Annotated in this window: 17 protein-coding genes; 11 read left to right on the forward strand and 6 right to left on the reverse strand. The window is 44.1% G+C overall.

Features of this window, described 5'->3' with window-relative positions; translation table 11 throughout:
* Window positions 1-16 precede the first annotated feature (16 nt).
* Window positions 17-595 (reverse strand): YdcF family protein, encoded by a 579-nt coding sequence (locus D4T97_RS00485; RefSeq protein ID WP_126046606.1) that lies wholly within the window; start codon window positions 593-595, stop codon window positions 17-19.
* Window positions 596-677: 82 nt separating this feature from the next.
* On the opposite strand from D4T97_RS00485, the gene mobA reads away from it, so the two are divergent.
* The 5 genes from mobA to D4T97_RS00510 are packed head-to-tail and all read left to right on the forward strand — an operon-like array spanning window position 678 to window position 3,786.
* The gene (gene mobA, locus D4T97_RS00490; protein ID WP_126046608.1) at window positions 678-1,271 is read left to right on the forward strand and encodes a molybdenum cofactor guanylyltransferase; all 594 of its coding nucleotides are present in this window, start codon (window positions 678-680) and stop codon (window positions 1,269-1,271) included.
* Window positions 1,261-1,725: a molybdenum cofactor biosynthesis protein MoaE gene (locus D4T97_RS00495; RefSeq protein WP_126046610.1), complete on the forward strand. Its 465-nt coding sequence runs from the start codon at window positions 1,261-1,263 to the stop codon at window positions 1,723-1,725. The genes mobA and D4T97_RS00495 overlap by 11 nt, the downstream gene beginning before the upstream one ends.
* Window positions 1,709-1,951, forward strand: a complete 243-nt coding sequence (gene moaD, locus D4T97_RS00500; RefSeq protein WP_408021579.1) for a molybdopterin converting factor subunit 1 — start codon at window positions 1,709-1,711, stop codon at window positions 1,949-1,951. The genes D4T97_RS00495 and moaD overlap by 17 nt, the downstream gene beginning before the upstream one ends.
* Before the next feature lie 5 nt (window positions 1,952-1,956).
* Window positions 1,957-2,985, forward strand: a complete 1,029-nt coding sequence (locus D4T97_RS00505; RefSeq protein ID WP_126046614.1) for a ThiF family adenylyltransferase — start codon at window positions 1,957-1,959, stop codon at window positions 2,983-2,985.
* A gap of 18 nt (window positions 2,986-3,003) precedes the next feature.
* Window positions 3,004-3,786: a YhfC family intramembrane metalloprotease gene (locus tag D4T97_RS00510; RefSeq protein WP_126046616.1), complete on the forward strand. Its 783-nt coding sequence runs from the start codon at window positions 3,004-3,006 to the stop codon at window positions 3,784-3,786.
* Window positions 3,787-4,250: 464 nt separating this feature from the next.
* Here D4T97_RS00510 and D4T97_RS00515 read toward each other — a convergent pair whose 3' ends face one another.
* Window positions 4,251-4,574, reverse strand: coding sequence for a general stress protein (locus D4T97_RS00515; protein ID WP_126046618.1), 324 nt, complete (start codon window positions 4,572-4,574; stop codon window positions 4,251-4,253).
* A 160-nt stretch (window positions 4,575-4,734) separates the two neighbouring features.
* Here D4T97_RS00515 and D4T97_RS00520 point away from each other — a divergent pair, with 160 nt between their 5' ends.
* The gene (locus tag D4T97_RS00520; protein WP_126046620.1) at window positions 4,735-5,421 is read left to right on the forward strand and encodes a uracil-DNA glycosylase; all 687 of its coding nucleotides are present in this window, start codon (window positions 4,735-4,737) and stop codon (window positions 5,419-5,421) included.
* Window positions 5,422-5,504: 83 nt separating this feature from the next.
* On the opposite strand, the gene zupT is transcribed toward D4T97_RS00520, so the two are convergent.
* Window positions 5,505-6,314 carry a zinc transporter ZupT gene (gene zupT, locus D4T97_RS00525; RefSeq protein ID WP_126046622.1) on the reverse strand — a complete coding sequence of 270 codons (810 nt, stop codon included), beginning with the start codon at window positions 6,312-6,314 and terminating at the stop codon, window positions 5,505-5,507.
* A 212-nt stretch (window positions 6,315-6,526) separates the two neighbouring features.
* Here zupT and D4T97_RS00530 point away from each other — a divergent pair, with 212 nt between their 5' ends.
* Both D4T97_RS00530 and D4T97_RS00535 read left to right on the forward strand, forming a co-directional pair.
* Window positions 6,527-6,799, forward strand: a complete 273-nt coding sequence (locus tag D4T97_RS00530; protein ID WP_126046624.1) for a DUF5327 family protein — start codon at window positions 6,527-6,529, stop codon at window positions 6,797-6,799.
* Between the two features lie 187 nt (window positions 6,800-6,986).
* Complete coding sequence (locus D4T97_RS00535) at window positions 6,987-7,358, forward strand: DUF423 domain-containing protein (RefSeq protein WP_126046626.1); 372 nt, start codon at window positions 6,987-6,989, stop codon at window positions 7,356-7,358.
* A 195-nt stretch (window positions 7,359-7,553) separates the two neighbouring features.
* On the opposite strand, the gene gerQ is transcribed toward D4T97_RS00535, so the two are convergent.
* Window positions 7,554-8,003 carry a spore coat protein GerQ gene (gerQ, locus tag D4T97_RS00540; protein ID WP_126046628.1) on the reverse strand — a complete coding sequence of 150 codons (450 nt, stop codon included), beginning with the start codon at window positions 8,001-8,003 and terminating at the stop codon, window positions 7,554-7,556.
* Window positions 8,004-8,146: 143 nt separating this feature from the next.
* Entirely contained in the window at window positions 8,147-8,899 is a 753-nt protein-coding gene (gene hemQ / locus D4T97_RS00545; RefSeq protein ID WP_126046629.1) for a hydrogen peroxide-dependent heme synthase, read from the reverse strand.
* 175 nt (window positions 8,900-9,074) lie between these two features.
* On the opposite strand from hemQ, the gene pta reads away from it, so the two are divergent.
* Window positions 9,075-10,055: a phosphate acetyltransferase gene (gene pta / locus D4T97_RS00550; RefSeq protein WP_126046631.1), complete on the forward strand. Its 981-nt coding sequence runs from the start codon at window positions 9,075-9,077 to the stop codon at window positions 10,053-10,055.
* A 22-nt stretch (window positions 10,056-10,077) separates the two neighbouring features.
* Window positions 10,078-10,914 (forward strand): lipoate--protein ligase family protein, encoded by an 837-nt coding sequence (locus D4T97_RS00555; protein WP_126046633.1) that lies wholly within the window; start codon window positions 10,078-10,080, stop codon window positions 10,912-10,914.
* Between the two features lie 632 nt (window positions 10,915-11,546).
* On the opposite strand, the gene D4T97_RS00560 is transcribed toward D4T97_RS00555, so the two are convergent.
* A complete protein-coding gene (locus D4T97_RS00560) occupies window positions 11,547-12,308 on the reverse strand; it encodes an RsfA family transcriptional regulator (RefSeq protein ID WP_126046635.1) in 762 nt (253 codons plus the stop codon).
* A gap of 199 nt (window positions 12,309-12,507) precedes the next feature.
* Between D4T97_RS00560 and D4T97_RS00565 the strand changes: the two genes are divergently transcribed.
* Window positions 12,508-13,809, forward strand: a complete 1,302-nt coding sequence (locus tag D4T97_RS00565) for an HD domain-containing protein (RefSeq protein WP_126046637.1) — start codon at window positions 12,508-12,510, stop codon at window positions 13,807-13,809.
* Window positions 13,810-13,818 lie beyond the last annotated feature (9 nt).

Below are 13,818 nucleotides of genomic sequence, written 5' to 3' on the forward strand. Positions count from 1 at the left end.
ATAATGATGAGTAATCTTACTTTTGCAAAAAAGATGTTTTTAAAAGAGCCAAACGTTCTCTTGATGTTAATTTTAGCCTGACGATTGCAGGTGTTTTAGCTGCGACCGCATCGGTCTGCAGGCCAAGCCGGCTGGCGATTTTTTGGGCCCTTGCCAAATGGTAGTCACTTGTAATAATGGTGATCCCGCTAACGGAATTTGGAAGAAGCTTTTTTGAAAAAGCAATATTCTCATGAGTTGAGGTTGAGTTTTTCTCTAAAATCAACCTGCCTTCTGGAATGCCGTGGGCAACAAGGTAGTGTTTCATGGCTTCCGCTTCCGATATGAATTCGTCGGTTCCCTGTCCGCCGGATAAAATCAGTTTTACATGAGAGTGCTGCTTAGCATACAGAAGTGCAGCTTCCAGGCGATATTGCAGTGAAAGTGAAGGGGTTTCACCGTTAACTTTTGCCCCCAGGACAAAAGCATAATCATATGTACCATCTGCTTCCGGTTTTTTGCCGTCGGCAATCCATTTTCCGGTAAGGATCCATAACAGTAAGCAGAATCCAAAGAAAGTAATTGTAAAGATGCCTGCAATGTTTTTCAACCTCATAAAAATCACTCGATTCTTGTAAAGTACGTTTAGATTACAAGATTCCGCATGGTTCGTAAATAGATTTTCGGGAGGAACCGAATTGAATACGATTATATTAGCCGGGGGTAGATCAAGCCGTATGGGGCGGAACAAAGCCCTTATGAAAATAGGCGGAACGCGGGTCATCGACCGGATTGCGGCAGAGTTCCAGCCTATTTCGGAAAAAATTATCGTCATTGCCAATGATCCAACGCAATACAAACATCTGGATGCAGTCATCCATGAAGATGAACCTGTTTTTACAGGAGAAGGGCCGCTTGCAGGAATTTTTACAGGATTGAAGGCAGCGGGAGACGGTCCATGTCTGGTTGTTGCCTGCGATATGCCATTTGCTTCCGCTGAACTGGGCTGCGAGCTCGTTTCGATTTTACTAAAAAATAACAGGGATGCGGTGGTTCCCGTTCAGGAAAATCGAATACATCCGCTATTCGCGGCATATGATGCTCGTATCGCCAAATCGGTCAAGGAAACGCTGGAATTTGCTAAAAGATCAGTGAAAGCATTGTTTGATAGGATAGATGTGGAATATTTTCCGTTAAAAGAAAAGACTGAAGTCGTTTGGAACATGAATACGATGGATGAATACATACAAGCGAAGAAGATTGCAGGAGGGAGAGAAGAAAATGACATGTGAAATCACGAGGGACCCGATAAAAATCGAGGAGATTTACCAAAAGGTCGTAAGAAGGGATGCTGGCGCTGTCACAACATTTGTTGGCACAGTCCGCGAATTGACCCACGGGAAGAAAACGCTTTACCTTGATTACGAAGCCTATGAATCCATGGCTTTGAAAAAAATGGAGCAGATTGTTGAGGAAATGAAGGAGCGGTGGCCCGTCATAGAGGTTGCCATGGCTCATCGGATCGGACGCTTGGAAATAACAGATATAGCGATAGCAATCGCAGTATCTGCGCCGCATCGCCCGGAAGCATATGAGGCAAATCGTTATGCGCTCGAAAGAGTGAAAGAAATGGTTCCGATTTGGAAGAAAGAGCACTGGGAAGACGGAGAAGAGTGGGTCGGAAACCAGCAGGGAACGAAGGAATATGTGACAGGGAAACCGGAGGAAGGTGATTTACTTGAATAAAATCATGTTATTCGCCCAATTGAAAGAGGATATGGGAAAAAGCTCGATGGAGGTAGTTGCTGCAGGAAAAACAGTCGGTGAACTGCGCGCTTTTCTGGAAAAAGAAACATCATTGGGCAGTTTGGACGGGATCATGATAGCGGTCAACGAAGAGTTTGCCAAAGATGAGTGGATCATTGAGGAGAAAGATGAAATTGCTTTGATTCCTCCAGTCAGCGGAGGTTGATAAAGATGGACTTCCAAACAGAGCGTTATTCCAGGCAGATGCTCTTTAAGGCAATCGGGCCTGAAGGGCAAAAGGAAATCGGAAAGAAGCATGCGCTTGTTGTTGGGGTGGGAGCACTTGGCACTCATACCTCCGAACTGCTGGCAAGGGCTGGAGTGAAGAAGCTGACGCTGATTGACAGGGATTATGTTGATATGAGCAATTTGCAGCGCCAACACCTTTTTACTGAAAGAGATGCCGAGAAAGCATGGCCAAAAGCTGAAGCGGCAAAAGCGAGGCTGAAGGAAATTAACAGCCAGGTGGAAGTAGCTGCGGTCGTTGCGCAGGCAGATGCCGTATTACTTGAAGCTTTAATGGAAGATGTAGACCTTTTAATTGATGGGACGGATAATTTTGAAACACGCTTTTTAATGAATGACCTGGCGCAAAAATATAAAGTCCCATACATATTCGGCGCCTGTGTAGGGAGCTTCGGCATGGCTTTTACCATCATTCCAGGAGTGACGCCCTGCCTGCAGTGCTTGATCAAAAAGCTGCCAATGCAAGGACAAACGTGCGATACAGTTGGAATCATCGCGCCCGCGGTTCAAATGGTCACCGCCCATCAAGGAGCGGAAGCGCTCAAAATTCTTTCTGGGAATCTGGAAGCCATCAGGAAAACATATGTATCTTTCGATCTTTGGGAAAATGAATATTTATCATTGAAAGCAGGGGCGTTAAAAGACAGCGGCTGCCTGTCATGTGGAGAGAACCCGGAATATCCGTTCCTTCAAACCGACCGGGAAATGAAAGTTGCTGTTTTGTGCGGACGAAATACGGTCCAAATCAGGCCTGCCGAAAGTGGTGGGCTGCCGTTAGAACAGCTGCTCCATCAATGGCGTTCTGCGGGACTTGAAGTTGGTGGAAACCCATTTTTGATATCCGTAGCGAAGGCTGGTACTAAGGCTGTATTTTTTAAAGACGGCCGCGCTCTGATCCACGGTACGAAGGACCTCAATGAAGCGCGTAAAATCTATCATTCTCTCGTTGGCTAAAAGAAAGGAGAGATTGGTTTGGTCTCTTCTGTGACTATCGCATCAATCGCTATCTCCCTTATCGTTGCAGTCGGGGCACCGATTGCTTTGCTTATTATTTTTAAAAAGAAATTCAATATATCTCTTAAGGTATTAATATTTGGCGTATTGACCTTCATACTCTTTGCTCAGGTACTGGAAGGGCTGGTGCATGGCTATTTCCTTGTTTTTAATAAATCGACCAAGGCTTATTTCGATAATGTATGGCTGTTCATGCTGTATGGCGGCTTGATGGCAGGTATATTTGAGGAGACAGGAAGATTTATTGTAATGAAGTTTATGCTGAAAAAATACAGGGAGTGGAAGGATGGGCTAGCTTTTGGTCTCGGACATGGAGGAATTGAAGCCATGCTCATTGTGGGAGTCACTAACGTTACGATGATTGTTCTCGCCTTTATGATTAACGGCGGGACATATGATTCTTTCGTGACGGGAGAGGCTGCTGCGGCAATGGCTCCCCTTTATGACCAATTGACTGGTCCGGCTTCAGTGATCCAGCTGTTTGGAGGAGTTGAAAGACTCGGCGCCTTAGCCATCCATCTCGGACTATCGATTCTCGTGTTGTATGGCATCAGAAAAGGGAAAAATATATATCTGCTGTATGCTATTCTTATCCATGCTGTCATGGATTTTCCGGCAGCGCTTTACCAGAAAGGAATAATTAACATTTTTATTGTGGAAGCTTACCTTCTCATTCTTGCTATCGGGTTTATCATATGGATTGTTAAATCAAGAGCCATGTTTTACGATGAGAAAGCATGAAATTCCCCCGCGAGTTGCGGGGGATCGCTAAAAAAAGAGGACAAAAGATAATATTCGGGTTTAAAATAATCTTGCTTTGGCTAGCTTCAGCGCCCAGCGACTAGCAAACTTCGCACTCCTTTCCTCGAAAAAGCTTCGCTTTTTCTGCGTGGATGTTTATTCGAGGAAGTTGATTCAGTGCACTACGATAAGTCAACATCGGCTCCGACGGACAGGACGTCCTAGTGCCACCGAAGCCACAGGATGTGGCGGTCTGAGGCGGCCGAGTCGCCGTGTTTCCTTTATCTCATTGCGGATTGCTCCAGTGTCCAGCTTCAGACGGCAGGGGCTCGAGGTCGCTTCGGTCAATCCAATGAAGTCAAAGAACGACTTCACTGGATTGCCCTCCAGCGCTTGTCGCCCCTAAGCGGCCGTCTTCCACATTTCAGTTTGTACGTCGCTAAACGGGCGCTTCCGCTTTTCTATTAGTGCTTCGTTGCAACGAGAACAAGCTCTCCGCCATCCAGCACTTTTTCGTATTTCGATGCTTCCTCATGGCTTAGTCCAACTGCCTCAAATTCGGAGCGAAGCTCGTCTCCTCTTTTATTAAATATATTTTTTACAGAGTCTATTAATCCTTGCTCTCCAATCCCGACTTCTCCAGTGTCCAACGCGTCGGTCAAGTCTTTCGAACGCTCCTCGCCATGTGCAAACAAATAGATATTTTCCCTATCATAGCCCTGTGCTGTTAATTCATTAATCATATCTTTGGCTTGAAGGCCGTTTTCGCATACTTTAATTGTATTCATTGAAAAAGTCCTCCTTTAAATTCTGTTAGTGCACACCAGTCAGATGCGCTAGTGTATGTATATCCTGTCCATTAATAAATAAACATGCCAGAAGTTTCATTGCCACAAGTTCGTGAAATATCAGGAGTAATAGGCGTGTTATAATGCGGATGAAGGAGAGATGAATGTGTCAAAAAAGATATTGGAGAATGATTGGGCTCCCCTTTTGGAGGAAGAGTTTCAAAAAGCATATTATTTAAGATTACAGGAGTTTTTTAAAAAAGAGTATGCCGAAAAAACGGTCTACCCTCCGCTACATGATATTTTCAATGCGTTAAAATTCACTTCATATCAAAATGTCAAAGTTGTACTGCTTGGTCAGGATCCATACCACGGTCCGGGACAGGCGCATGGTCTCAGCTTTTCGGTCAAGCCCGGTGTGAAAACGCCGCCTTCACTAAAAAATATCTTCAAAGAATTACAGGATGATTTGGGGTGCAGCATTCCGAATAACGGCTGCCTTGTGAAATGGGCAAAAGAAGGAGTGCTCCTTTTGAATACTGTTTTAACAGTAAGAGCCGGTGAAGCACATTCACACAGAGGAAAAGGGTGGGAAATATTCACCGACAGAGTCATCTCTTTGATCAACGAGCGGGAAGCGCCTGTCATTTTTATTTTATGGGGAAAACCTGCCCAAGAAAAGATTCATTTAATAGATACAACAAAACATACAATTATCAAATCGCCACACCCAAGTCCCTTTTCGGCGCATAAAGGTTTTTTCGGCAGCCGTCCATTTTCAAAAGCAAATGAACGTCTTCTGGAACTGGGTGAGAAGCCGATTGAATGGCAGATTCCAGATCTTTAAATTGCATTTGTTGGCTCTCTCGCAACAAAATCCATGTTTTAAGCTAGCAAGCATTATTTAAAGAGGGAATGGATATTCCCTCTTTAAATAATGAGAACGAGACTTACCGCCATGACAGCCATACCTGCCATCATGCCATAAATCGATAAATGTGCCTCGTCGTATTTTTGAGCTGCTGGCAATAGCTCATCGAGCGAAATGAACACCATAATTCCTGCTACAGCGGCAAAAACGATGCCAAAAACAATCCCATTCAAAAAAGGCATTAAAATGAGGAAGGCGGCAAGCGCGCCAATCGGTTCGGACAATCCGGAAAAAAATGATAATTTAAATGCTTGTTTCCGATTCCCTGTTGCGTAGAAAATCGGAATCGCTACCGCAATCCCTTCTGGAATATTATGAATGGCAACAGCGATTGCAATGGCGACACCGAGCGCCGGATCTTGCAGGGCGGACGTAAACGTTGCAATCCCTTCTGGAAAATTATGAATGGCGATGGCAAGCGCTGTAAACATCCCCATTTTCCGTAATTTTTGAAATTCTTCACTTGAAGGGCCAGCATCGACGTCTTCTACACTTTTCACTTCATGGGGATTGCCGATGGCCGGAATGGCATGGTCGATTAATGCAATGAGCAGCATACCGCCAAAGAAACCACAAATTGTCGCCCAATACCCATTTGTCATACCAATTTCCGAAACGAGCGCATCTTTTGCTTTCACAAAGATTTCAACGAGCGAAACATAGATCATCACTCCGGCTGAAAATCCAAGCGCAATCGATAAAAATTTTGTATTCGTTCGCTTGGTAAAGAAAGCCAGCAAACTCCCAATCCCTGTGGAGAGCCCTGCAAAGAGTGTAAGAGCAAATGCGAATAAAATATTTTCGTCCATTAGCACAACTTCTTTCCATCTATTTTAGTGCCATTGTATGCCAGCTACTGAAGATGGGCAACGAAAAAACCCACGACTATTTTAAAAAAAGCCAATCCTAAAATAAATGTTATAATAAGCAGTGAAACAGGATTGGTTTGTACCCTATCACAAACTTGTCGGAATAACTACGACGCACTAAGAAGATGTATAGAAAGGCTGGAGCGGATGTCATGCAAATTACCTATCAAGCATTGATCAAAAAAATGGAATCCGAACTGAAAAAGGCTAAAGAGGCTCAGGATCACGAAAGCATGCGTGGCCATTTATTTGCAGTCAAAGCGCTTGCAGAATTAACATTAGATACAGGGGAAGAAGTGCGAAAGGAAAAGCCGGGATTGGTCAAAATCAATGAAAACATTGATTGGCCTTCAAAAGAACCATCTTCTCCGACTGAAAAGCTTCAAGAAGTCCATAATGACGATGATTCAATTTTTGATTTTTAAGAACAAAAGCGCAAGCGCGAGGTCGAGGCATTTTTGAGGTGGCCACGCTTATTGGCTAACAGACTTAGGAAAAGACGAGCTTTTCCTTCGCGCGATGTAACGCGCCGAAGCATGATGCGATAATTAATTCATTAACAACTTATGCATTTACTAATTTAAAAACAACAAGAATAAGAGGGGTGTTTAGATGAAGATTTTTATCATCATTGGAGCAATAAATGCTTTTCTTGCAGTGGGACTGGGAGCGTTTGGTGCTCACGGTTTGGAAGGAAAGGTTGAACCAAAATATCTGGCGACATGGGAGACAGGGGTTAAATATCAAATGTACCATGCTCTCGGATTAATCGCCATCGGGATTATCTCTGGAAATGTATCCGCCGGTTCTTTGCTGAACTGGTCTGGGTGGCTCATGCTTGTTGGAATTATCCTGTTTTCAGGCAGCCTCTATGTGCTGACATTGTCCGGAATCAAAGTGTTGGGAGCTGTCACGCCGTTTGGCGGAGTCGCTTTTCTTATAGCTTGGGTACTGCTGATTGTGTTTGCAGCAAAACATTTATAAATGGAAAAAAACTCATCCGAACTGGAATGAGTTTTTTTTAGATTTTCGGCACTGGGGCAGGCGGCCTCTGGTTTGTAAAGTGTTGTTTATTGTGGAATATGCCTGACAATCGTGCGAAAAGTGAAACTACTGTGCTAAATGGTCATTAGTTTTGCGAAAGTTTTTTCCGCAGGTAATGGCTGCCTACCAATTTCTCTAACGAGGTGCATACCTCGCAACGGCACCTGGAAAGTGATACTCATAATCTATCGGTTCACTGAATATAACATAATCCACATATACCATTGGAATCAAATATCTATCTCCTGTTTGTGGATCACTTAAAATTAGATGATCACGTCCTGCCGCTTCTATTACCCCTTTAAATATCTTTGCGTTCCATTCCTTGTTATTTTCGAATGTTGTGAAAACCTCAACTAGCTTTCCTTTATTCAGCCGTAAAATGTTTTCAATATATGACTCTTCAATCGGCAGCATGCCGGGTACATTTATTCCGCCTTTTGCCCCAGCTACGCCTGCAGGCGGCATCATAGGTGGAGCTGTGTATGGCGGCTGCATACCATAATAAGGGGGTTGCTGTCCGTATGGCATTTGAGCTTGTGGAAAGTATCCAGGTGGTTGTTGCCGGTAATTTGTGTTAGCCAAAGCACTTCCTCCTTCGCAGATCTAATTACTGGACCAAAATAGGTTCACTCTACTTTTCATGTCTATGCAGAAGGAGAGTGGTCCATGCCTGGAGAAAGCCGATAAAGAAAAAATCCTCCCTATAGGGGAGGATTCATCAAACATTATTTTACATGTAAAAATCTATCAATACCGCTGTCTTCTAATAGGTGGCCTACGAAAAATTCACCGAACTCGCCGTAACGGGCACTAACTTCGTCGAAACGCATTTCGTAGACAAGCTTTTTAAATTGGAGAACGTCGTCAGCAAAAAGGGTAACGCCCCATTCGTAATCATCGAAGCCGACAGAACCGGTGATCAACTGTCTTACTTTGCCAGCGTATTGCCGCCCAATCATTCCATGGCTGTACATGAGATCCTTTCGCTCGTCCATTGAAAGCATATACCAGTTATCATTGCCTTCACGGCGTTTATCCATCGGATAAAAGCAAACATAATCTGTTTTTGGAAGAATCGGGTACAGACGTGAACGGACATACGGGTTTTCGTACGGATCTTCATCGGACTCACCCGCAAGGTAATTACTTAACTCAACAACTGAAACATACGAATAGGCCGGGAGAGTGTAATCAGCAATTGTTAGTTTGTTGAATTCATTTTCCAGCTCATTGAGCTCGGCCATTGTCGGACGTAGAGTCAACAGCATAAAGTCAGCCTTTTGGCCGACAACTGTGTAAAGAGCATGGCTTCCTTCTTTTCGCTCCTGTGTATCATCAAGTTTTGCAAGATACTGTTTGAATTCGTGAATAGCAGCCTGCTGTTCATCAGTCGACAACAGTTTCCATGCCGTCCAGTTTATTGTCCGAAAATCATGAAGTGCATACCAACCATCCAGTGTTTGTGCTGGTTCACTCACAACAATCACTCCTATACAATATCATTCTTTTAATACTATAGCACAGTTTGTCCCTATACAGCTTTTTCAACACAATTGTTAAAAAATATGACACGAAAGGTAAAGATTAGGCTAAGACCCTAAAATATGAGATAATTGCAATAATATGAATTGAAGCTGACATGGAGGTGGTCGTATGGATAATTTGTTTATTGAGCTAAAAACCAAAATCTCAGGTTGGGACCGCAAAATTGTCTTCCCGGAGGCAGTTGATTCACGTATACTTGCTGCCGCGGGACGATTGGCAGATGAGGACGTACTGACACCCGTTTTAATTGGAAACATGGAAGCTGTCGAGGATCGAGCCCGTGACTTAAAGGTATCCTTGGACAAAATGGAAATATACGATCCTGAAAAATATATCGGGATGGACGAAATGATTGATGCTTTTGTAGAGCGGAGAAAAGGAAAAGTGACTGAAGGAGATGCGGCTGATATTCTATTGGATGCCAATTATTTTGGGACCATGCTCGTATATCTTGATAAGGCGCATGGACTTGTAAGTGGAGCGGCTCATTCAACTGCCGACACAGTCCGGCCGGCACTACAAATAATAAAAACCAAAGAAGGTGTCAAAAAGACATCGGGTGCATTCCTGATGGTAAAAGGTGAAGAGAAGTATGTTTTTGCCGATTGTGCGATTAATATTGCGCCGGACAGCCAGGAATTAGCTGAAATAGCCATTGAAAGTGCAAAGACCGCCCGGATGTTTGATATCGAGCCGAGGGTGGCCATGCTGAGTTTTTCCACGAAAGGATCTGCTGTGTCTGATGAAACAAAAAAGGTTTCGGATGCTGTGGAAATAGCGAGGGAATTCGACCCTGAACTGGTTCTAGATGGCGAATTTCAGTTCGACGCCGCTTTTGTCCCAGCGGTGGCCCAAAAGAAAGCGCCAGATTCGGATATACAGGGAGACGCGAATGTTTTTATCTTTCCGAGCCTGGAAGCGGGGAATATCGGCTATAAAATTGCTCAGCGTTTAGGCAATTTTAAAGCTGTTGGTCCAATCCTGCAAGGGTTGAATTCACCGGTAAACGATCTTTCCCGGGGATGCAGCGAAGATGATGTCTATAATCTTTCGCTTATTACAGCGATGCAATCTTTAAACGTGAAATAATTTAGAAAAAGAGGATCAGCCAATGGACGAAAATAAATCACTATTACATCAGGAAAAATGGCGGATCATTGATCAGTCAAATCCTAGTCCGCAATTTCATGCACTTCAATCCTTTGCGATTGATGATACACTCTGTCAGTCGGTCGGAAGTGGCAGTTCCCCAGCCGTCGCAAGAACATGGGTTCATTTGCGGACAGCGGTTTTGGGCATCCAGGATACTAAACTGCCTGCGCTTCAGGAGGGGCTCGAACTTTTAGAAGAAAATAATGTGGACTGGATTGTCCGGAACTCGGGCGGTCTTGCGGTGCTGCTCGATGAAGGAGTGCTCAATATATCCTTGATTTTTCCCGATACGGAAAAGGGGATCGACATCAATCGGGGCTATGATACGATGTGGGAGCTTGTCCGGCTTATGTTTAAAGATCTCGACTGTGAAATAGAAGCGCGTGAAATTGTCGGGTCTTACTGTCCTGGAAGCTATGACCTGAGCATTGACGGGAGAAAGTTTGCGGGAATATCCCAGCGCCGTATACGCAAAGGCGTGGCTGTTCAAGTGTATCTCTGTGTAAATGGAAGTGGAGAGAAGCGTGCGGAGTTGGTCCGGAAATTTTACGAGCGTGCAAGATTTTCCGAGTCCCAGAGGGTTATCTTCCCAGAAGTCCGCCCTGAGGTGATGGCTTCTCTTTCCGAACTGCTGGGTGTGGAATTAACGATCCAGGATGTTATGCTCCGCTTTTTAAAAGTGTTGAAAAGTGTGAGCAGCGAAATATATACAAGCCAGCTGCAGGGAAAAGAACTTGATCTATATCCGGCACATTATGAACGAATGGTTGAAAGGAATAAAAGGGTTTTTGCATAACGAAAAGCGTAGGGCGCGCAGCCTATCGGCGACAAGCACAAGACAAATTTTGATGAGGGAGCATTCCAGCCACCACAGCAAAGCAGTCGATTTTAATCACGCCGTGAGAAATATCATCGAATTAGCTTCATGCAGCTGTGTGACGAGGGGAAACATGCGCATCCTCGAATACGCTATGCCGGAGGAGCATAATTATCCTTGATAAGCTTCCGCGTGGCTTGTAACCTCGAGCCGATGGCGCCTGGCCGCCTCAGGACGCCACTTCCTATGGCTTCGGCAGGCTCAGGGCGTGACATCCTGTCGCTTCGCTTGCACTAGCACCTCCTGTGCGTCGGTGGCACTAGGACCTCCTGTCCGTCGTAGCTAGACATAATTAATCCCAGTTCGAATAGAAAACTCTATCTTATTTTATTCTTTCTTTTAACATGAATAAAGGCCTGGCATTCTGATGAAATGCCAGGCCTTAGTATATTATGAAGCGCTTAAGCGCTTTCGACTCTATGACAAATGTTTGCGTTTCTCTTCAGGATATTCTGCTAAGCTGATCTTTAGAATAACGCATCGCGCCAATTCCTTCCCGAAGCGTCGTCAACACGGCGTATAGGGTTACGTTCAATCTGTACATACCACCATTATTCAGCCATTTTCTCCAAGTTCCCATTCCGGTCCATTTTGAATGTGGACGCTGGGCGCTCCTCTTCGTCAAACAGCACAAGTTTTCTTGCACGGTTCAAGATTTTCATAAGCGTTTCGTAGTCTTCCTGCATGGTTACGGACGAATCTTCGAGTTCTTCGACTTTTGTTTTTAACCGTTTATTTTCCTCTGACAAGTCATTTACTTCTTTTCTCAATCTCTCATTCTCGCTCCTTAATATGTCAGCGTGAAATTCCGAATGGTGAAGCTGCTGCAGAAAAGCGATGACTTGACCTAAATTTAGTTCACGGGAACTCTGATTTTCTGTGAAAGCAGGTAATAGTGTACCAGGTTCCGAAGCTAGTTCGGCCATGAAATTTTCTAGATTGTTATCCATGGATGTTTCTTGATTAAATGTCAGCTTGGTATCCTCGTTGCTCTCATCCAAAACCGGGGTCTGTATTTCTTGCAACGAAGGTACCGGCGGCTGATAAAGCAACTTTTTCTTTCCGCTTTGCTCTTTCCCAAGCAGGCGTTGTCTCTGCTTCCGTTGTTTCTTGGCTAAATCCAGCGCCTTTTCGTACTGCTGGCGAACGACTGCGTTCCATCTGAATCCACAGGCTGCAGAGGTCCGATTCAGTCTGTCTCCCACCTCTTCAAATGCGTTTAATTGTGTGCTGCCTTCTCGGACATGACGTAGAACTGTTTCTGCCAGTAATAGATCATTTTCTTCCGTCCAGGCATCCTGACGTGTTTTCATTATGAATCAACTCCTTTTTTAAATGTCTTTAGTCAAAGGATGTACAAACCAATCATTTTTTATACCAATATGGCAAAAAATTACTAGTTTTTAATGAAAACAAGGGTGAAACAAGCGGTAAAAACGGCCGGACCTTTCCTTTCTTTCGCGCGGGAAAGCCGGTATAATAGAAACATGATAGATAGGAAGAGGGAAGCTGATGAATGATTCCAGCATCAAGTTAAGTGAGGAAAAAGTATTTAAAGACCCTGTCCATGGTTATGTCCACGTCAGAGACAAGCTCATCTGGGATCTCATTGGTACGAAGGAATTTCAGCGGCTTCGTCGAATCAAACAGCTAGGGACTACATATTTGACATTTCATGGGGCTGAGCACAGCCGATTCAGCCATTCGCTTGGGGTATATGAGATTGTCAGACAGATCATCGACGAAGTGTTTGAAGGGCAGCCTGATTGGAACGGAAGCGAAAGGATACTCTCTCTTTGCGCTGCACTTTTGCATGACCTGGGACATGGTCCGTTTTCCCATTCCTTTGAAAAAGTATTTGATCTTGATCATGAACAATTCACGAAAAAAATTATCCTTGAAGATACTGAAGTGAATCGGGTTCTGCGAGCAGTCAGCCCCGATTTTCCACAAAGAGTGGCTGAAGTGATTAGCAAGACTTATCATGACAAATTGGTTGTCAGTCTGATCTCAAGCCAAATTGATGCGGACAGAATGGATTATTTACAAAGGGACGCCTATTTTACCGGTGTCAGCTATGGCCACTTCGATATGCAGCGAATTATGCGCGTCATGAGGCCGAAAGAAGACCATGTGGTATTTAAATCGAGCGGAATGCATGCGGTGGAAGACTATATCATGAGCCGTTATCAAATGTACTGGCAAGTGTATTTTCATCCAGTCACCCGAAGCGCCGAAGTAATTTTGACTAAAATACTGCAACGTGTAAAAGCGTTATTTCATGCCGGCTACCCATTTAAAAAAGAGCCTCACCATTTCCAATCACTATTCGAAGGCAACGTAACCCTCGATGATTATTTGAAGCTGGATGAACCGGTGATTTTATACTATTTCCACATGTGGGAAGAGGAAGAAGATCAGATTTTGCGTGATTTGTGCCGGCGATTTATGGACCGTCACCTGTTTAAGTATGTGGAATTTGATCCAGCTGAGCAATATAGGGCATTAAGAGAGCTGGAGGACTTATTTCGAAAAGCTGGGATTGATCCGGAGTATTATCTGGCTGTTGATTCTTCATCTGATTTACCGTATGATTTTTATCGACCAGGAGAGGAAGAGGAGAGGCTTCCAATCCACTTATTGATGCCGAATGGAGAGCTTTCCGAGCTTTCCAGGGAATCCACAATTGTTCAGGCCATTTCTGGAAAAAGAAGAACGGATCATAAACTATATTATCCTGAAGATCTTTTGTTGGATGAATCGGGCAATCTAGAATTGAAACAAACGATTCTTTCCATTTTGAGGAAGTTTTAAATAATCCAT

The sequence above is a fragment of the Siminovitchia acidinfaciens genome, assembly GCF_003605385.1.
In the GTDB taxonomy this organism is placed as follows: Bacteria; Bacillota; Bacilli; order Bacillales; family Bacillaceae_C; genus Siminovitchia; species Siminovitchia acidinfaciens.

Coding starts and splice junctions, on each gene's coding strand:
- D4T97_RS00535 (WP_126046626.1), top strand. CDS start 6,987: ATGAAGATTTTTATCATCATTGGAGCAATAAATGCTTTTCTTGCAGTG.
- pta (WP_126046631.1), top strand. CDS start 9,075: ATGGATAATTTGTTTATTGAGCTAAAAACCAAAATCTCAGGTTGGGAC.
- D4T97_RS00495 (WP_126046610.1), top strand. CDS start 1,261: ATGACATGTGAAATCACGAGGGACCCGATAAAAATCGAGGAGATTTAC.
- D4T97_RS00520 (WP_126046620.1), top strand. CDS start 4,735: ATGAATGTGTCAAAAAAGATATTGGAGAATGATTGGGCTCCCCTTTTG.
- D4T97_RS00515 (WP_126046618.1), bottom strand. CDS start 4,574: ATGAATACAATTAAAGTATGCGAAAACGGCCTTCAAGCCAAAGATATG.
- D4T97_RS00505 (WP_126046614.1), top strand. CDS start 1,957: ATGGACTTCCAAACAGAGCGTTATTCCAGGCAGATGCTCTTTAAGGCA.
- D4T97_RS00555 (WP_126046633.1), top strand. CDS start 10,078: ATGGACGAAAATAAATCACTATTACATCAGGAAAAATGGCGGATCATT.
- D4T97_RS00565 (WP_126046637.1), top strand. CDS start 12,508: ATGAATGATTCCAGCATCAAGTTAAGTGAGGAAAAAGTATTTAAAGAC.
- zupT (WP_126046622.1), bottom strand. CDS start 6,314: ATGGACGAAAATATTTTATTCGCATTTGCTCTTACACTCTTTGCAGGG.
- D4T97_RS00560 (WP_126046635.1), bottom strand. CDS start 12,308: ATGAAAACACGTCAGGATGCCTGGACGGAAGAAAATGATCTATTACTG.
- D4T97_RS00485 (WP_126046606.1), bottom strand. CDS start 595: ATGAGGTTGAAAAACATTGCAGGCATCTTTACAATTACTTTCTTTGGA.
- D4T97_RS00530 (WP_126046624.1), top strand. CDS start 6,527: ATGCAAATTACCTATCAAGCATTGATCAAAAAAATGGAATCCGAACTG.